General features: G+C 45.8%; 20 protein-coding genes. All 20 read right to left on the bottom strand.

Going from position 1 to position 19,648, the window contains the following annotated elements; translation table 11 throughout:
• Positions 1–83 precede the first annotated feature (83 nt).
• Positions 84–1,175 (bottom strand): tryptophan--tRNA ligase, encoded by a 1,092-nt coding sequence (gene trpS / locus ACTNB3_RS13355; protein ID WP_427807018.1) that lies wholly within the window; start codon positions 1,173–1,175, stop codon positions 84–86.
• Positions 1,176–1,222: 47 nt separating this feature from the next.
• On the bottom strand, positions 1,223–1,678 hold the full coding sequence (mscL, locus tag ACTNB3_RS13360) for a large conductance mechanosensitive channel protein MscL (protein WP_427807017.1): 456 nt from the start codon (positions 1,676–1,678) through the stop codon (positions 1,223–1,225).
• Positions 1,679–1,796: 118 nt separating this feature from the next.
• Positions 1,797–2,654 carry a putative manganese transporter gene (locus ACTNB3_RS13365; RefSeq protein WP_427807016.1) on the bottom strand — a complete coding sequence of 286 codons (858 nt, stop codon included), beginning with the start codon at positions 2,652–2,654 and terminating at the stop codon, positions 1,797–1,799.
• Between the two features lie 96 nt (positions 2,655–2,750).
• Complete coding sequence (locus ACTNB3_RS13370; RefSeq protein WP_427807015.1) at positions 2,751–4,619, bottom strand: heavy metal translocating P-type ATPase; 1,869 nt, start codon at positions 4,617–4,619, stop codon at positions 2,751–2,753.
• A gap of 39 nt (positions 4,620–4,658) precedes the next feature.
• The gene (locus ACTNB3_RS13375) at positions 4,659–4,877 is read right to left on the bottom strand and encodes a cation transporter (RefSeq protein WP_427807014.1); all 219 of its coding nucleotides are present in this window, start codon (positions 4,875–4,877) and stop codon (positions 4,659–4,661) included.
• A 266-nt stretch (positions 4,878–5,143) separates the two neighbouring features.
• On the bottom strand, positions 5,144–7,189 hold the full coding sequence (locus ACTNB3_RS13380) for a complex I subunit 5 family protein (RefSeq protein ID WP_441026283.1): 2,046 nt from the start codon (positions 7,187–7,189) through the stop codon (positions 5,144–5,146).
• A 12-nt stretch (positions 7,190–7,201) separates the two neighbouring features.
• Positions 7,202–8,674 carry a complex I subunit 5 family protein gene (locus tag ACTNB3_RS13385; protein ID WP_441026285.1) on the bottom strand — a complete coding sequence of 491 codons (1,473 nt, stop codon included), beginning with the start codon at positions 8,672–8,674 and terminating at the stop codon, positions 7,202–7,204.
• A gap of 18 nt (positions 8,675–8,692) precedes the next feature.
• Positions 8,693–10,225, bottom strand: a complete 1,533-nt coding sequence (locus ACTNB3_RS13390) for a complex I subunit 5 family protein (RefSeq protein ID WP_427819668.1) — start codon at positions 10,223–10,225, stop codon at positions 8,693–8,695.
• Positions 10,226–10,237: 12 nt separating this feature from the next.
• Positions 10,238–11,743, bottom strand: a complete 1,506-nt coding sequence (locus tag ACTNB3_RS13395; RefSeq protein WP_441026287.1) for a complex I subunit 5 family protein — start codon at positions 11,741–11,743, stop codon at positions 10,238–10,240.
• Positions 11,744–12,121: a sodium:proton antiporter gene (locus tag ACTNB3_RS13400; RefSeq protein ID WP_427807009.1), complete on the bottom strand. Its 378-nt coding sequence runs from the start codon at positions 12,119–12,121 to the stop codon at positions 11,744–11,746. It abuts the gene before it with no gap.
• 1 nt (position 12,122) lies between these two features.
• Entirely contained in the window at positions 12,123–13,085 is a 963-nt protein-coding gene (mbhE, locus tag ACTNB3_RS13405) for a hydrogen gas-evolving membrane-bound hydrogenase subunit E (protein WP_427819667.1), read from the bottom strand.
• Complete coding sequence (locus ACTNB3_RS13410; protein ID WP_427807007.1) at positions 13,078–13,344, bottom strand: hydrogenase subunit MbhD domain-containing protein; 267 nt, start codon at positions 13,342–13,344, stop codon at positions 13,078–13,080. Before ACTNB3_RS13410 ends, mbhE begins: the two co-directional genes overlap by 8 nt.
• Positions 13,345–13,347: 3 nt before the next feature.
• Entirely contained in the window at positions 13,348–13,704 is a 357-nt protein-coding gene (locus tag ACTNB3_RS13415) for a cation:proton antiporter (protein WP_441026289.1), read from the bottom strand.
• Complete coding sequence (locus ACTNB3_RS13420; RefSeq protein WP_427807005.1) at positions 13,691–14,023, bottom strand: monovalent cation/H+ antiporter complex subunit F; 333 nt, start codon at positions 14,021–14,023, stop codon at positions 13,691–13,693. The genes ACTNB3_RS13415 and ACTNB3_RS13420 overlap by 14 nt, the downstream gene beginning before the upstream one ends.
• Positions 14,008–14,490 (bottom strand): Na+/H+ antiporter subunit E, encoded by a 483-nt coding sequence (locus tag ACTNB3_RS13425; protein ID WP_427807004.1) that lies wholly within the window; start codon positions 14,488–14,490, stop codon positions 14,008–14,010. The genes ACTNB3_RS13420 and ACTNB3_RS13425 overlap by 16 nt, the downstream gene beginning before the upstream one ends.
• Before the next feature lie 237 nt (positions 14,491–14,727).
• Positions 14,728–15,288 (bottom strand): TetR family transcriptional regulator, encoded by a 561-nt coding sequence (locus tag ACTNB3_RS13430; RefSeq protein ID WP_427807003.1) that lies wholly within the window; start codon positions 15,286–15,288, stop codon positions 14,728–14,730.
• 123 nt (positions 15,289–15,411) lie between these two features.
• A complete protein-coding gene (locus ACTNB3_RS13435) occupies positions 15,412–16,824 on the bottom strand; it encodes a radical SAM protein (RefSeq protein ID WP_427807002.1) in 1,413 nt (470 codons plus the stop codon).
• Between the two features lie 53 nt (positions 16,825–16,877).
• Positions 16,878–17,468, bottom strand: a complete 591-nt coding sequence (locus ACTNB3_RS13440) for a manganese efflux pump MntP family protein (protein WP_427807000.1) — start codon at positions 17,466–17,468, stop codon at positions 16,878–16,880.
• 240 nt (positions 17,469–17,708) lie between these two features.
• Positions 17,709–18,887 carry a phosphoribosylaminoimidazolecarboxamide formyltransferase gene (locus ACTNB3_RS13445; protein WP_427806999.1) on the bottom strand — a complete coding sequence of 393 codons (1,179 nt, stop codon included), beginning with the start codon at positions 18,885–18,887 and terminating at the stop codon, positions 17,709–17,711.
• A gap of 18 nt (positions 18,888–18,905) precedes the next feature.
• Complete coding sequence (locus ACTNB3_RS13450) at positions 18,906–19,619, bottom strand: IMP cyclohydrolase (RefSeq protein WP_427806998.1); 714 nt, start codon at positions 19,617–19,619, stop codon at positions 18,906–18,908.
• Positions 19,620–19,648: the final 29 nt, after the last annotated feature.

Genomic DNA, 19,648 nt, shown 5'->3' on the forward strand with positions numbered 1-19,648 from the left:
GAGTCTATTATAGCGTCCTTTTAATAATTACGCAACATATTTTCATATCTGTTTAACATTTTACACTTTGTAAGCTTACTTTTTTAAGCTTCGGAAGCGAAACGTTTACTCTGCTCCCGAATCAGTTCCATATCATCAAAATAGTTGATCTTCATGGATTCTTTCACTTCTTTCAGTGTCTGAGCAGCCACTTTCTCCGCTTCGATACTGCCTTTACGAAGGATCTCGTAAATTTCCGGTATCCTCTTCTCCAGTTCTTTTCTTCTTGCACGAATCGGCGCAAGTTCTTCCTGCATGATTGCATTCAGGAACCGTTTCACCTTCACATCCCCAAGTCCGCCTCTCTGGTAATGTGCCTTCAGCTCATCCAGGTTCTGATAGTCAGGAAGATATTTGGCAAAATGCTCATCCCGACAGAATGCATCCAGATAAGTAAACACACAGTTTCCTTCCACCTGCCCAGGATCAGATACTTTCAGATGGTTCGGATCGGTATACATACTCATAATTTTCTTCTGAACCTCTTCCTCCGTATCAGATAAATAGATACAGTTGCCGAGGGATTTACTCATTTTTGCCTTTCCGTCAATTCCAGGAAGTCTGCAGCAGCTTTCATTCTCCGGGATCAATGCTTTCGGCATTACCAATGTATCCCCGTAAACTGTGTTAAACTTATGAACGATTTCACGGCACTGTTCGATCATCGGGAGCTGATCCTCTCCGACCGGAACGGTTGTCGCTTTAAATGCTGTAATATCCGCAGCCTGACTGATTGGATACGTGAAAAATCCAACCGGAATACTTGCTTCGAAATTCCGCATCTGTATCTCGGATTTTACAGTAGGGTTTCTCTGCAGACGTGACACCGTCACCAGATTCATATAATAGAAAGATAATTCTGTTAATTCCGGAACCTGGGACTGGATAAATAATGTAGATTTTTCCGGATCCAGTCCGCAAGACAGGTAATCCAATGCCACTTCAATGATATTCTGCCGTACTTTTTCCGGATTATCCGCATTGTCTGTCAATGCCTGGGCATCTGCAATCATAATAAAAATCTTGTCATATTCTCCGGAATTCTGCAGTTCCACTCTTCGTCTCAGAGAACCAACATAATGTCCTACATGAAGACGGCCGGTCGGTCTGTCTCCTGTTAAAATTATTTTTTCCATTTTCTGTATTTCCTCTCTGCCTCTTCTTTATAATATGCTGATTCAGCCTATTCTGTCTTCTCTTCTTCTACCGGAAGTTCCGATGTACAATGGGCACATCTGGTTGCTTCGATCGGAATCTCTGAACAGCAGTACGGGCACTTCTTCGTCGTCGGTGCCGGTGCTTCTTCTGCTTCTTTTCTGAGCATTTTCGCGCTCAATGTATTCATGAGTTTCACAAAGCAGAAAATAATGAATGCCATGAGCAGGAAGTTGATCACTGCAGTGATAAAATTACCATAATTAAGATAAGACGGTTCTTCTCCCTCTGTCAGAGCAAGCTTCCATGATGAAAAGCTGATGCCTCCTGTAATCACGGTAATGACAGGCATCACAACATCTCCTACTAATGAACTCACGATACTCTGGAAGGCGCCGCCTATGATAACACCGACTGCCATATCCATGACATTACCACGGCTGATAAATTCTTTAAATTCCGCAACAAATCCTTTCTTAGCCATAATTTTTCCTCTCTTTCGTATAATACTACATGTATTCTACCGCTTTTAACTGATACAAGCAACCATTTTTTACCATGGTAAATCCCTGGTTCCCTTTACCTAAAAATCTTTATTCTTTTTATAGAATCAACTGGGCAGCAAGACCGCAGAACACACTGATTCCATATAGCGATGCTACGGTCATCAGATTCACTTTCCAGTTCTTATTTGTACGAAACAATACAAGGAGCCCCACACCGGCACAGGACAACAGCCCCGCCAGCATACTTCCCACCGAAAGAACCCCTTCCAGATAAAATGTTGTAATCATAACCGAAGATGCACAGTTTGGAACCAGCCCGATCAAAGCAGTCAGAAGGATACTTCTTACCGGATGTGCGGCTGCCGCTCTGACGACCTGTTCCATTCCGATCCCTTCTACCAGTGCATTCAATGCCAGCGTTACTAAAAAAACAAACAGCACCGTCTGCAGAGAATGTGTCACTGCGGATTTCAGGATGCTCCCCTCTTCGCAGTGGCAGTGATCCCGTTCACAGATTTCATGAATATGCAGTCCTTTCTGTGTCCCGCCAGTGCGCATTCTAACCACGATATCAACAAGGATTCCCGCTATTACACCGATGAATATCTTCACACCAAGAATCCAGACAATTTCTTTTGCTTTTGTACGCTCTGAAATGAGAATCGGCAGCATTTCGTCCGAAGTAGACAGAAATACCGCAATCATCGTTCCAATCGTTATGACCCCGCCCGAATAAAGGCTTGCCGCAGCAGCCGAAAATCCGCACTGTGGGACAACACCAAGGATTCCCCCGATCAGCGGTCCCTTTTTACCTGCTCCAAGCAACATATTCACAGTCTTTTCCCCTGCTTTATTTTCCAGGTACTCCATTGCCAGATAAGTCAGAAACAAAAACGGAATCAGTTTCGCCGTATCAATCACTGCATCCATAAAAATATCTATCATAAGCTCCATATCATCCACCCTTTCCGAATGGTGTATATTCTACCTTACCACGGGACGAAAATCAAGGGAAAAATGAGCAATTCATTTTTCCCTTGACCATATCTTTTATTTTGTTTTCAGAGTCCTCATCGAATTCAGGATCGCAATTACTGAAACTCCGACATCCGCAAATACTGCTTCCCACATATTCGCCATGCCGAGCGCTCCAAGGAACAGAACCAGAGCCTTCACAGTCAGTGCAAATACAATGTTCTGTTTTACGATCTTCATTGTCTGACCGGCGATCCGGATGACAGACGGAATTTTCATGATATCGTCATCCATCAGAACAATGTCCGCAGCTTCGATCGCCGCATCCGATCCCATGCTTCCCATCGCAATTCCAATGTCCGCTCTTCCCAGCACCGGTGCATCGTTAATACCGTCACCGACAAATCCCAGACGTTCCTTCTCTCCAAGTTCTGCAAGAAGACCTTCCACTTTCTCGACTTTATCACCCGGGAGCAGTTCGGTGTAGACCTGATCGATCCCCAACTCCGCTGCAACCGCTTCTCCGACCTCTCTGCGGTCTCCGGTGAGCATGACCGTCTTCCTTACACCGCTGTTCTTGAGCTGCCGGATTGCCCGCTTTGCTTCCGGTTTCACCGTATCTGCGATCACGATCGCTCCGAGGAACAGATTCTGTTTTGCCACATATACGACGGTTCCCGCCTCATCGCACGGCTCATACCAGATTCCTTCCCGTTCCATCAGCTTTGCATTTCCGGCATAAACGATCTCGCCGTCGATCACAGAGCGGATTCCATGACCCGGGATTTCTTCACTGTCTTTCACCCGCTCCATGGAAAGCTCCTCTTGACATGCTGCACGCAACGCTCCTGCGATCGGATGATCGGAATACCCTTCCGCCAGTGCCGCAAGCTCCAGGATTTCCGACTCATTTCCCTCATTTACAATGACCTTGTTCACGGCAAATTCTCCCCGCGTCAAAGTACCTGTTTTATCAAAAACGATCGTCTTCATCTCAGACAGGATTTCCAGATAATTGCTTCCTTTGACCAGCACGCCCTGTCTGGAGGCAGCGCCGATCCCGCCGAAGAATCCGAGCGGCACGGAGATTACAAGTGCACACGGGCAGGAAATAACCAGAAAAATGCAGGCCCGCTTCAGCCATTCTGTAAACGGCTGTCCGAACAGAAGGGTAGGAAGTATCGCCAGCAGCACTGCGGCACATACTACCACAGGTGTATAATATTTCGCAAATCTGGTGATAAAATTCTCTACTTTCGCCTTCTTGCTGCTCGCATTTTCCACAAGCTCAAGGATCTTGGAAACAGTAGAATCGTCAAACTCTTTTGTGACCTGTACTTTTAAAAGTCCGCTTCCGTTCACACATCCGCTGATGATCTCGCTTCCTTCCCGTACTTCACGGGGTACCGATTCTCCGGTGAGTGCCGATGTATCGATAAAAGAATTCCCGGAAAGAACGATTCCGTCAAGCGGAATTCTTTCGCCGGCTTTGATAACAATCACATCTCCGATCCCCACATCATCCGGATCCACCTGTGCCAGTTGTCCTTCCTGCTCGATATTCGCATACTCCGGACAGATATCCATCATCTCACTGATCGACTGACGAGATTTGCCCACCGCATAACTCTGGAACAACTCTCCCACCTGATAGAACAGCATTACAGCTACCGCTTCCGAATACTCTCCGACTCCCAGCGCACCAAATGTGGCAATACACATCAGAAAATTCTCATCAAATACCTGCCCGTGGCAGATATTTCTGATTGCCTTGTAAATGATATCCCATCCAATGATCGCATAAGGGACCAGAAAAAGGAGGAACTTCACCGGCCATGGTGTCTGGAACTCCAATTTTCCCATATGTTCCAGTACAAAAAGCGGTATATAAATGATTGCTGCTGCTATAATACGATAAAGCACTGTTTTCTGTTTCTTCGTCATCTCCTGCACCTCTTAGCCTGACTTTCTTGCCTTCATCCGTTACAGCTGAATCTGACAGTCCGGCTCCACTTTCTTACATACTTTCACAACTTCCTGCATAATCTCATCAAATCTGGCATCGTCCGCATCAATTGTCAGCTTCTGCATCATAAAGCTTACCGTTGCATCATTCACGCCATCCAGCTTCTTGATTGCAGCTTCCATCTTCGCCGCACAATTTGCACAATCCAGATCTACCATTTTAAATTTTTTCTTCATATGTATAATCCTCCTGAAAATATTTTTGAACATATGAGCAATTGTTCATATGTTTATAATACTCTCATTTTCCGGAATAGTCAATACCTGATTTATATAATACTTATATATATCAATACCACAAATGAATTTCTTTTTCATTTATCACAACACATGAGCAAGAACAAAAAGACAGTGGGAGGTGTGCCTCATATACAGGGCACACCTCCCACCGTCCAAGACGATCCATTTACCACCAACACCTTTTCTCACCATAACACCGTAAATTACCACCAGATCAGATAAATCAGCGTCAGCGTCAGCCCGATACAAAAGAGCATCAGGCCAAATGACAGGCTTCGTTCAATAACCCGGTTATTTTCCTTAAACTCTTCATTTCTCACTGCCATCTCGTGAACATAGTCACGATAAACAGGATGTTTTCTCCGGACAGTATGATTCTTCACAGTTTGCACGGCATTCAGTATTTTTCCAAGTATTTCGGTTAGTATATTTCCTTCTTCACGTTCATGAGGCAACGGACTGTCATGGTAAATGGTTTTCCGCAAAAGCACAACAATCCCATCCAATATGGTATCCAAAATTCTGCTTAATATTCTTCCTGCCGACGGAAGAATTCCCAGGACCACAGGACGATAGATCAGATTTTCCAGATCCAGCCATTTTGGCCACAGATCTACATACTGTACCGTTCCATTTTCCATCTTTCTCATAAGAACTTTCCGTACGATCAGAACATAGACCGCTGCCCCGATTCCGACAGAGATCACCATTCCAAGGAGATTTTCCGGTGCGAAATAGCTCACACGCTCTCCTGTTTCCTGCAGATTCATGAAGCTCTGTGCATAGGTGGCTGCACGATCCATCAGACTATGCGGGAACAATCCCCAGATCAAAAGAATCACAGCACTTGCAGCAAGGGCGAATCCGGATTCCCGATTCATAAACTTCTCAGTCTCATCAAAGGATTTCTGTTTTTCAGAATCTGTGTTTTCTTCTACAAAAACTGCCACATAAAGCTTCGTCATATAAGCAACAGTCAGCCCGCCGGAAATCAGGAACAGGATCTCGATCATTTTCCCCGGCATTCCTCCGCCGAATTCCACGATACTCTCATGAAGCAGCGTTTTGCTGATATAGCCGCTGAAGAAAGGAATTCCCGCGATAGCAAGTGCTCCTGTCAGAAAGATTCCCTTGAAAAGCGGCTTGTTTCGTCCAAACCCGCGGATTTCGTTTAAATTCAGTGCATGCGTATTCATGTAAATTACGCCTGCTGCCATAAAAAGCACCAGTTTGATCAGAGAATGATTGACCATATGGAGAAAGGTTCCGTGCACGGCAAGCGCCTGTTCCGTTTCCAACAGTCCCTGCATGCCGATGCCCACCAGAATAAATCCAACCTGGGACATGGAGGAACACGCCAGCGTCCTCTTGATATCCACTGAGAATAACGCAAGGAGTGCTCCCATAAACATCGTCACAACTCCAATCGCAAGAATCAGCTTTCCCCATACGCCATCTCCGAAAAACAGCTGACAGCTGATGATCAGAATTCCAAATATTCCTGTCTTTGTAAGAATTCCGGAGAGCAGCGCAGAAGCCGGTGCCGGTGCTGCAGGGTGTGCCTTTGGGAGCCAGATATGAAGCGGGAATGCTCCGGCTTTTGCCCCGAATCCAACCAGAAGACAGGTCCCCGCCACATAAAGCAGGCTTTTATCCGCACACGCTGCGGATGCCGGAAGCAGTTCAGCGATCACCAGAGTTCCCAATTCATGGTAGAGCAGGAACAATCCCATCAGCATGGCCATACCGCCAGTCACCGCAACAGCCAGATACGTCTGTGCCGCCCGGATTGCATCCTCCGTCTCTTCCTGAACGACCCATACATAGGAAGTAAAGGACATAATCTCGAAGAATATAAATGTAGTATAAAGATCAGCCGAATAAAAGATTCCCATCGTTGCCCCCAAAGTCCAGAGCAAGAACAGGTAGAATCTGTTTTTGTTTTCATGATTCCGGAAATATTCTCTGGAAAAAACAGTCACCATCATCCACATCAAAGAAGCAATGCATCCGTAAATTCCCCGGAAACCGTCCAACGCAAACCCGAGTCCGAATCCACAGATTCCCGGTACCTGAAGCTCTGCACCGTCCACAGTCATAAGCGCTGCCGCTGCCAGGAATTCGCTGACAGTGATAAAATCTGCCAGATAATCTCTGCATATTTCCCGGTATTTTCCCGCCAAATACACCAGAATTCCTCCCAGAAACGGATAAAACACCAGAATGGCAAGTAATATATTTCTATTCATGATCTTCCCTCCTTAAAACACCGAAACCACCTGACGGAACAGTTCCAGCAGAGGTGCCGGGTGCAATCCGAAGCAGAACATAGCCACAGCGAAAACCGTCAACGGCAGAATCATCATCCAGTTTGGATCCTTCACGCCCCGGATCGTTCCGTAATCGAACTGTTTTCCCGGGAAGAAGGCGCGTACCGAAATTGAGAGCATATAGATTGCTGTGAGAAGTGCCGATATCAGTAATGCCGCGACACCCACATAGGCCAGCGGCATCCTGGATGCGACTGCAGCCTTCACCAGATTCCATTTACTGACAAATCCACAAAGTCCCGGAACTCCCATCAGAGCCATGCCGGATATCGTGAACAGAACAAAAACCTTCGGCATTTTGTGACCAAATCCATCCAGCTCATAAATATACGTTCTTCCTGTCTGGTACATCACCGCACCGGCACAGAAGAAAGAACAAATCTTCATCACGGAATGGAATACCATATGGCTCAGTGCACCGGTCAGTCCCAGCGGGCTCATCAATACCACACCAAACAGAATGTAGGACAGATTACTCACCGTAGACCAGGCCAGACGGCGCTTGATATGTGTTTCCTTCAGTGCCCGGCTGCATCCGTAAACGATCGTAATGATCACCAGCGTCATAACCGCCTTCTGCGCCCAGGTTCCCCTAAGAAGTTCTGTTCCGAAACTATAATAGGTCACGCGCATCAGTGTAAATGCTCCTGTATTTACCACCGCCACCGCATGAAGCAGCGCCGTCACCGGTGTCGGCGCAACTCCCGCTTTCGGAAGCCAGGAAGAAAACGGCCACATTGCCGTTTTGACACTGAATCCGCAGAAACAAAGAACATATATAATGAGCAACAGATTCGTCTTATCTCCTACTTTCGCCAGATCGATCACACCGCCCGGGACAAAATTGGAAGTCGTTCCATAACTCAGAATAAAAATCATGCCGATAAAGGCAAAAGCCGCACCACCGGTCATATAGTAGAAATACGTCCGGCTTGCGTGGATCGCCTCACGGGTAAGGGTATACATGATCAACGGAAGCGTGATCAGACTTAGCATTTCAAAAAAGAAATACATCGTCACGATATCCTCCGCGAGAGCTACCCCCAGAGTTACTCCATAAGTAATCGTGTAAAACATAAAGAAATATTTTTCATGCTTCTCATGTTTCATATATTCAAACGAGTACAAAACTGACAAAGGCCATAATGCGGAAATAAGACCTGCAAATATCCTTCCCAGTCCATCCAGTCGGAAACTGACACTAAGATTTCCTGTGAACTTAAACAGAACCAGTGCATTCTGCGGAGGATTTGCCAACATCAGGAACACCAGAATCGTGTTTAGAAGTACCGCCGTTTCAATATAGATCATCATCTGTCTTCGATTCCGAAACGGGAGCAAAGGAATCAGTACCCCCGAGAGCATCGGTAAAAGTACAACGATCATCATAATCATCTTATTCATATCCTCTCCTCCTCTACCCTACATCACAGCTACTGCGATCCTTCTCACATACTCAATCAGCGGATTGGGCCAAATGCCAAGTACCAGTGCAAGCGCCGCCAGCACGATCAGCGGAATCAGCATCGCCGCATGTGGTTCCTGTTTATCAGCTTCTTCCCGTAATTCTTTCCCCGGGAAAAAACCGTTCATAGCAACAGGTAGAAGATAACCTGCCGTCAAAAGTGCACTCAACAGAAGAATGACCGGTCCGATCCATCTAAAAATCCCTACTTCTGCCTGAAGCGCACCTTCTGCAAGATACCACTTGCTGATAAAGCCACTTGCCGGAGGAATCCCAATCAGTGCCAGCGAGGCAAAGGTATAACACCATAAAGTAACCGGCATTTTTCTTCCGATTCCCCGATACTCCTCCACACGGGTTTTCCCGGTCTGGAAAATGAAGATCCCGGCAGTAAGAAACAATGCGCATTTCACAAATGCGTGGAACACCGTGTGCAGAAGCGCACCTTCCATCGCCGTCGGGGTTAGAAGTGCAAGTCCAAACAGAACATAGGATATCTGGCTCACCGTCGAATATGCCAGCCTTTTCTTAAAAACAGGCTCACCGTACGCCAGCATGGATCCCATAAATATCGTGATCAGCGTTAGCACGATCCAGGCCGTCTGTACCCAGGTTCCCCGGATAAAATCCGTGCCCACAATATAGTAGACCACGCGAATAATTGCCAGGACCCCGGATTTCACGATGATTCCGGACAATGCAGCCGAAGCCGGTGCAGGTGCCACCGGATGTGCCGCCGGAAGCCATGCGTGAAGTGGAAACATGCCCGCCTTTGCCCCAAAACCGATCAACATAACGAACACTGCTGCCAGCAGAATCTCCCGGTTTCCCTGAGCCAGTATTCTATTCAGCGTACCGCCCGCTGTGAATGTGAGCGTATCACAATAGCGATACAGGAAGAATATTCCAAAAAGGCCGAGATATGCACCGCACATGGAATAAAACAAATATTTCAGTGCTGCCATGATCGCTTCCCGCGATCCATTGTGAAGTACAAGCGGAACCGATGCCAGTGTCATCAATTCGTAGAAGAAATACATCGTCACAAGATTTCCCGAGAAATCAAGCGCTACAAGAATACCAAATACTATCAGATACGATCCAAAATATCTTTTTTCTTCTCCCTCATGTTTCATATAAATAAAAGAGTAGATTCCGGCTGCTACCCACACCACACTGACGATCGTGACGAACAGTCTGCCCACATCATCAATGCGAAAACAGATCGGAATATCCTTCATCAAATGAAACACAATCAGGCTGCGATCTCCCGTCCACGCAAGGCCTGCCGCCGAAACAGCCGTCAGAACCAGCACGGTCCCGGTCAAAATATGAATGCGCTTCAGATTCCCTTCGGATGGTGCAAATCCCGCAGTTTTTCCATTGCCGTGCCGTTTTGCTGCCCGAACATATTCCAGAAATGCCGAACTCAGAAGCCCGCTTCCTGCAATGACAGGCAGAAGAATCGGAAATAAAATCCATTTATCCATAGCAATCCCCTCCTAATGAAACATTTCCAGACCATTTTGAAGCAGCTGGATCAGCGGTTCCGAAGAAAGTCCCAATAACAGATTCAAAATGATGAAGCATACCAGTGCCAGCGACTTCTGTGGCTGATCCAGAATTCCGATCCGACATGCTTTTCCGGAATCCTCCGGCACCCTCATTGGCGTGTAAATTCGGATAACCGTTTTCATAAAATAAACCGCATTCAGTATCGTACTGATCGCCAGAGCGATCAGCGTAGGAAGCATTTTATAGGTATGCCCCACCGCCGCCTGTGCAAACAGAAGCTTGGAAATAAAGCCCGAAAACATCGGAAAGCCTACCATGGAAAGAGAGCCTGCCGTAAATGCCACGCCCGCAAGCTTGTTGCGATACCCTGCACCGGTCAGATCTGCATACCGCACACTCCCGCCCGATGCATCCGTAAGTCCGGACGCAGCCGTAAACAGCAGTGATTTCGTCGCGGCATGGGAAACCACATGGTAGATACTCGCCAGCACACCTGCCGGCGTTCCAAGTCCAAATCCCATGTAAATATAACCGATCTGCGCAACAGAAGAAAATGCGATCATTCTCCGTATATTATCCTCTCTGATCGCACTTAACGATCCCATGATCATTCCCGCAATTCCAAAAACAAAGAGAACATGGATAACCTTGCTGTCACGCACAATGTCAAACCCAATAACACGATAAAATATTTTAATCAATAAAATAATATATCCCTTTGACACCAGTGAAGATAAAATTGCGGCAGATGACAAAGTGGAATACCCATATGCATCCGGCAGCCAGGCATGAAACGGATAGAGTGCGCTTTTAATTGCAAGCCCTACCGACATCAGTCCCAGAGAAACCAGGAGCGGAATATGGTATGCACCAGTCTCATACAGCGTCCGGACCGCCTCCTGAATATTGCTCATCAAAAGCTGTCCGGTCAGATCATATAAAAAGCAGATTCCAAGAAGGAGCAATCCGGATCCGAGAAGGCTCATGATCATATACCGGGTCGCCGCCTCGATCGTCCTTCCGTTCTGCCGTATCATGATCAGCCCGCAGGCAGAGATCGTATTGATCTCAACAAACACGTATGCCGTAAAAAGGTCATTGGTATAGACCAGTGCCAGCAGTGAGCTGAGCAGCAGATTCACCATGACATAATAAAGATTCTGTTTTGTTTCCTCGATCTGGTTTTCCCGCTCCTTCGCCCCGCCGATCATACAAAGCAGCATGATCACACAGAAAAAGAGCGCCATAAACGCTTCCAGATACCCGACACGGATCTCATTCCCCCATGGTGCGGGGAAATGTCCCATCAAATACACATAAGGTTCCCCAGTCTTCAGCACATAGCCGAGCACGGCAGCTGACATCATTCCAATCAGGGATATCACGGCAAGATTCAGCCTTTTGGCTTTCTTTCCGTCAAGCACCGAAGAAAGAGGTCCGGAAAGCAGCGAAAGGATGATCGTCATAAAAGGAAAATTCTGTACAAATTCCATTTACCGCCCCTCCTTCTTTAAGCGCGTTGTGATCTCATCCAGATCCAGCGTATGATAACGGCGGTATAGCCGGATCGTAAGTGAAAGCATCAGTGCTGTCACAGAAACCGAAACGACAATTCCGGTGAGCACCAGCCCGCTCGGAATCGGATTGATGTAAGCTTCCACACTCTGCACCCCGTCTACAACGATCGGTGCCTTCCTTCCGGATACATATCCCTTTAGTGCAAGAAACAAATAAGTTGCCGTGTCCATAATATTAAGTCCAATGATCTTTTTGATCAGATTCTTTTGCAATAGAAGATTCGAGAACCCGATACCGAACAGAATCATTGCGACCGCCTCTTCGTAATTATTCAATAGATTTGCAAGATTCATCCTAATAGCCTCCCTTCCTGAACATAACATAAAACGTATACATCGTTCCTGCGACAACAACCCCGACACAGATATTGAGGATCAGGATCAGACCGCTGCTCAGGATCGCTCCGGGTGTTCCAAGCGGGATCACGCTCTCGATATGATTCGCACCGGTATAAAAGGAATAACTCTTTGCCAGACTATAGCATGCCAGTGCTGCAAAACTCATCTTTTTATAGGTTTTTACTGTAAAGAAACGTTCTGTTTTGGCAAATCCGAATGCATTCAGATACAGGATCAGACCGGCTCCGATCACGGCGCCGCCGGAAAATCCACCCCCCGGTCCCAGATGGCCTGCCAGAACCACATAAACACCGAAAATCATGATCGGCGGCACAAGAATCCTGGCTGCCGTCTGAAGGATCACATCATTCTTCGGTTCATAGGTCCTGTCATTTGCCTCCATATACTCACGGCTTTCCTTCCGGTCTGTCCGAAGCAGAATCAGGACGGTGCAAGTTGCAATAAAGAGTACATGGGACTCTCCCAGTGTGTCAAAAGCTCTGTAGTCCAAAATCATTCCGGTCACAAGATTGACCGCGCCGGTTTCCTCAAGTCCCTGCTCAATGTAACGCGCAGCGACTTCATTATTGGCCGGATTATCGGCATTTCCAAAAGGCGGCAGATTGGAAACGGCGACGAGAAGCATAAATACCAGTGCGATACAGAAGATCACACTGAAAATACGATAAATTTTTCGGAATATCTTCATCTCTGCATTATGCTCTATATCGTAAACACGCCTTACAATTTCCCGCTTCTCCTCACTTCGTAAATGTTTTGCCTTCTTGTCTTCCTGATAAGCTATCTGAGGCTTCATCTCCACTGCATCAAGATAGGGATCTTTTGTCCCATCCAGCCATTGCCTGAATTTCCAGGATTTCGTCTTCCGGTACTGTTCATCCGTTAATTTTCTACTCATCCTTCTGTTCCTCCTCATCCTCTTTCATGATTGCATGGATTTTCTTCAAAGTGACCAGAAAAAGAACCGTTGTGATCCCGGCCCCAACTGCTGCTTCCGTAATTGCCAGATCCGGTGACTCCAGAAGGATCCATATAATTGACATGATCAGGCTGTACGACATAAATATCAAAATAGAATTCAGAAGATTCTTGGACAGACTGGCTGAGATTGCGCACACTACAAGGAAACTAAGTAATATCCATATAAACATCTGCATATCCTATTCCTCCACTTCTTTCTCCAATTCTTCCAACGAAAGAATCTTATAATACTTTTCCTTCTCTTCGTCTGTCGTCACCTCGAGTCTCGCGATCAGATGAGATGATACCGGAGATGAAAACCACAAAAACACAATAACAAACAGAAGCTTCAAGGATGTGAAATTCAAACCACTCATAAGAATCAGACCTGCCAGCGAGAAGCCGATCCCCAGTGTATCACCCATTGCCGCTGCATGCATCCGGTTCAATACATATTTAAACCGGAACACACCGATCATCTCAATCGCAAAAATAATCAGACCGCTCACCAGAAGCGCTGTGCCTGCCAGAAATCTTACCCACTCAATGACTGCCATTTTTCTTCTCCTCCTCTTCTTTCTTTTGGATATATACTCCCATATAAACCTTTGTCAGCACAATCACTGCAAGGAAGCTGATCATCGCATAGATCAGACAAATATCAACCAGATAACCTTCCTCCTGCATCAGTGCGAGAATCGCAATCATCACCATTACGATCGTTCCCATCATATTGACCGAGACGATCCGGTCTGCAATCCGCGGGCCTATGATGGCACGAATCAAGCAAAGCATCAGCATCACCGCCAGAAAAATAAGCGCCGCAATAAATACAATATGATACATCTTATCAAGCCCTGCTATTCCTCTTCCCATTTTGCATCCTCCTCTTCCAGCTCGCTAAGCATCTCCACAAATACAGAATCCGCAATCCCCACTGCCAGACTTTCATCCAGACAATGCACGGTATAGTCCGACTCTTCCAAAGTCACCGTGATCGTCCCCGGTGTCAGCGTAATCGCATTAGCCAGGAACGCTTTTCCTGCCGGTGTATTCATATCCGAATGGAAGCTTACCAGCGCCGGCTCGATTTCCTCCTTTTCCGATAAGATCATGTGAATTACCACAAGGTTGGCTTTCACGATCTCTTTGACCAACACACAAATATATTTCAGGAAACGAAAGATTCGACACATATTTCGCTTTTCTTTTTCAATACTATAATCCATAAATTTACATGTAAACGCAAACATTGCCGATGCGATAACCATACCAAACAGACATATCTCTAATGTGAAATTTCCGTTAAAGATAATCCACAATAAAAAATACAGTAAAAACATCTCTCTCCTCCATTCTGCTAATCAGAGATTTTTTTCATAATCCTTACTTTCGGGTAACCCTTACAAAAAACGTTATCATTTTAACACTTTCTTCCAGTAAAGTCCAGTAAATACACAAAAAGGCTAAACTACCGCTAAGGGCCTCTTAAAAGGCGAAAAAAATGAGGTCTCCCTTTTCCCGGAGATACCTCATCGTTTCCTTTCTGCGCTTTTTGATCCGGATCATTTAGTTTCTTCCTAATCCATAATATCCAGAATCGAGTGTGACATCATGAAATTGCAAAATTCCATTGCCTCATCTGCTGTAAGTGTAGTATTTTTATTTGTAATCCAGTATTTCAAACCATTGACCACCGAAATCGTTTGAAAGAGAACGAAGGTCTCCCGGTTTCTGAGGCCCTGCATCTTCTCCAGTTTGACTCCATGTTTATTCAGAAGGAGTTCAAGCAGTTCCATGACCTGACGAGTCAGTATTTCTTCAAAACCGTTCTGCCCTGTCACTTCAAATGCCTTCTGATAATATACTCTGTCTTTCTCCATCTTTTTAAAAACCAGATGTATGGCTCCCTTCGGCATATCCGATACAACCATTTCACGGGCATTCTGAAACACTTCCGTCTCCAGGAGCCACTCCATCACTTCATATTTATCCTGAAAATAATTATAGAATGTAGGTCTGATTACTCCAGCCAGATCCGTTATCGTCTTAATTGTTATTTTGTCAAACGATCCTTTGATCAAAAGTTCCTTAAAGCTTTCCGCCAAAAGGCTCTTCGTCAGTTCTCTTTTCTTCTCCATGTAAACACCCTGATTCTCACAGATTTATCCTGAAATACAGACTCCCTCCTGCCCTTGTCCGGACTGCATTTATGGCTATCATAGCACAAAAGCATCTCATTTTCAAACTATGCCGCCAGCATTTCAGGAATGCACAGCCGTTTTCTTTTTATAATTTGTATATCCTTTTGTCTGACGCGGATGTTTTTCCCAGAGTTCATCTGCCGTCTTCTGCCAGCTTGCCGCATACTCCACACACTTTCCACAGAGATGCTCTGCACTTTCCGGTGACATCAGATCCGTAGATTTCGCACCGCTCTCCCGGATCATTTCCTGAAGTATCTCCGGATTTTCCAACATCGGACACGGACGCAGATGGTTCGTATTGAATGGCTGCCGGTCACGATACGCCATGAAAAGCGGCTGTTTCAGAGCATCCAGAAGCGTCATTTCCCGGATATTTGCAGAAGAATAGTGGATAAAAACACAAGGTTCCACATCTCCGTTGGCATTAATATGGCAATAATTTCTTCCTCCTGCAATGCATCCTCCCACATACTCTCCGTCATTCTGGAAATCCATCGCAAAGATCGGTTTTCCACCGGACATTCCACGGATCTCCCGAACTCTGTGATACATGTATTCCCTCTGTTCCCTGGTCGGCATCAACTCCGGTGCGGCATCATTTCCGACCGGCATATAGTGAAAATACCATGTAAAACGGCATCCCTTTTTAATAATCATATCCAAGAACTCATCGGAAGTGACCGTCTCAATATTTTTGCTTGTATAGCAGATTGAAGTGCCGAAAATCTGACCATGCTTTTTCAGCAGATCCATTGTATGCATGACTTTATCAAACACACCCGCTCCGCGCCTTAGGTCATTAACCTCCTCAAACCCTTCCAGACTGATCGATAACGAGAGGTTCCCGACTCTTCTCATTTCTTCGCAGAATTCCTCATCCACAAGCGTTCCGTTCGTGAAGGCATGAAATGCGCAATCATAGTGTTTTTCACACAACCGAATGATATCTTTCTTCCTCACCAAGGGCTCTCCACCCGTATACATATAGAAATAAATCCCAAGTTCTTTGCCCTGTGTGATGACCCGGTCCATTTCTTCATATGTAAGATTCATCTTGTGACCATATTCGGCCGCCCAGCAGCCGGTGCAGTGCAGATTGCAGGCACTTGTCGGATCCATCAGGATCAGCCACGGAATATTACACTGATGCACTTCACGCATACTTCTTATTTTCTTTGTACCGTTGAGTGCCGCTTCAACTCCAAGATTCAATGCGGTCTGCCGGATCACGTTCGGATCAATTTCTTTCAAAAGACACTCCACATATTTCATCCATTTTGATTCGGGGTCCTGGATCAATTTTCTCGCTCCCTCATAGGCAGACTTTGGAAAATGATCCCCCATATACCTTTCCGTCAGGTCCACCATTTCCAGAAACCCTTTTTCTCTGTCTTTGTTTACATGTTTGATTACCACATCAATTGTTTTTCCGAATGTAGCCCTTGCAGCTCTGTGTGTCAATTCACTCATATTCTTTCTCCTCTCGAAACAAAAAGATGAAAAATAAAATGTTTTGCTTTCTCCTATCGGAGTATACAGGTGATCGCAATATCAAATCCTGCAATTAAAAGCATAATTCCGCCTATTCCATAGGTTCTTCGGTTGTGTTCACATCCCAGCCGGTATCCGATATAGATTCCCAGAATGGACTGGATCACTGTGATGGGGCCCATAATCAGCATCTGGTTCGCAAAATCCACGTTCCAGAATCCAATCCCGATTCCCGCAAACAATGCATCCACACTAGTCGCTGCCGCAAGCATCCCCATACGTTTCCAGTTGATCTGGTCATTTCTCCTCTCAAATACCGTTTCGTTCTTCTCTGCCTTCAGAAGCATATAGATTCCAAGTCCGATAAAAATGAAAACGGAACCTATTTCCCAACTGTTTGCCGCAGCAAAGAGTCGTTCCTCTCCTGCCTTCCCCGGTCTCAGAACCCAGGCAACCGCATTTCCCAGAAGAAGCGCCAGAAGCTGAGAACCACTGAACAGAATCCCCGATATCAGTGCATCCCGTTTGTGAGGTCTGGAAAACCCTGCTCCTACACAGACGTGCACAACCACCACATCCAGCGAAAGACCTATAGAAATCAAAAGAATTTCTAATATACCCACAGATATGCCTCCTTTGCTTTTCCTTTGCTTTTCCTTTTCTCCCTTCCTATTCTATGACCCGACATACGGATAATAAATCTTCAAACTTCTGTTTTTGTTCAAAATTTTACTACAATTGTCTGTTTTTGTCGTTTTTTCAGAGTTATAAGTTTCATAACATTTGCTAATTTCAGGGCAAAAAAAAATCCCGTGAACCCACGGGATTTTTTTATTCTTATGATACACACATAAGCTGCATTTTTAATGATGGAACAAACGGATTCCGGTAAATGCCATCGCCATTCCATATTTATTACATGTCTCAATAACATTATCATCTCTCACAGATCCGCCCGGCTGTGCAATGTATTTCACGCCGCTCTTATGTGCTCTCTCAATGTTATCGCCAAATGGGAAGAACGCATCGGATCCAAGAGAAACATCGGTCATCTTATCAAGCCATGCTCTCTTTTCTTCTCTTGTGAAGACTTCCGGCTTTTCTGTGAAGATGTTCTCCCATGCGCCGTCTGCCAGCACATCCATGTATTCATCTCCAATGTACACATCGATCGCATTGTCTCTGTCTGCACGTCTGATTCCTTCTTTGAACGGAAGCTCCAGAACCTTCGGGCACTGTCTCAGCCACCAGTTATCTGCCTTCTGTCCGGCAAGACGAGTACAGTGGATACGGGACTGCTGTCCTGCTCCGATACCGATTGCCTGTCCGCCCTTTACATAGCATACAGAATTGGACTGTGTATATTTCAACGTAATCATGGAGATTGCAAGATCGATCTTCGCTTCTTTCGGAATTTCCTTATTCTCAGTCACTACATTTGCGAAGAAATCTTCATCGATCTTCAATTCATTTCTTCCCTGTTCAAAGGTAATGCCGAAGACATCTTTGTGTTCCAGCGGAGCAGGCACATAATCCGGATCGATCTGGATCACATTATAATTACCGTTCTTCTTCTGTTTCAGGATCTCCAGTGCTTCCGGTTCATATCCCGGTGCGATCACACCATCGGAAACCTCGCGTTTGATCAGCTTTGCGGTATCTACATCACACACATCAGATAAAGAAATGAAATCACCGAAAGAAGACATTCTGTCCGCACCTCTCGCACGCGCATAAGCACTTGCAAGCGGAGAGAGTTCTCCCAGATCGTCCACCCAGTAAATCTTCGCCAGTGTCTCGTCGAGCGGAAGTCCGACTGCCGCTCCTGCCGGAGATACGTGCTTGAATGAAGTTGCCGCCGGAAGTCCGGTCGCTTTCTTCAGCTCGCTGACAAGCTGCCATCCGTTAAATGCATCGAGGAAGTTGATGTATCCCGGGCGTCCGCATAACACCTTGATCGGAAGCTCACTTCCGTCCTTCATATAGATACGTGATGGTTTCTGGTTCGGGTTACATCCGTATTTTAATTCTAATTCATTCATGACATATGCTCCTTTTGCTTATTTGTTCTTATTTACAATTCTGGTCTCATATTTACCGGTTGCGATGTCAATATATCTGACAAACAGTGAAACCTTATTGTCTTCATTCAGGCTGTTCCATAATGTGTCCGTAAATGCATCCATATCATCCGGAATTGCGATCAGCTTCGGTTCTCCTTCAAAGCTCGGCAGCGGATTGCCGTCACATTTGTAAGTATGGATGAAATGTCCTTCTCCGGCCACCGGATTCTCATACGCAAATGTATAACGGTTGCATGCTTCCGGATTGCCATTGTTGCTCTTCAAAATAGACATTGCATAGTTATATCTTCCGCTTTCGATATGCATAATACCGGAAATACGAGGTGTATAGTTCGGTCCGTCCGGTTCGAACTCACGGCTTCTCAGGGACTGTTCAAATGTCATCTGCTTGTCCATGCCTTCATAAATCGTATCTGTCTGATCTCCGTTCGTTACGATCGTCTTATTCCCCAATACACGAACCGGTGCATAAATGATCAGGCTCGGGTCTGTCAGCTTTGACTCGTCAAAAGCCTGTGTACGGATCCCTTCTCCTTCTTCCACAAATACACGGTTGCGGCTGTTCTCACTTCTGCCCATGATAAAATAAGCAGTTACCGCTTTGGTTCCGTCAGCAGACTTGCCGATGATAATACCTCTTCCCGGATAAGAATTGCTCTGCAGTTCTTTTTCAATAGATAACATATCCATGTCTGATTCTCCTTTTATAACTTGTACTT

The sequence above is a fragment of the Bariatricus sp. HCP28S3_D3 genome (assembly GCF_052065755.1).
In the GTDB taxonomy this organism is placed as follows: Bacteria; Bacillota; Clostridia; order Lachnospirales; family Lachnospiraceae; genus Allocoprococcus.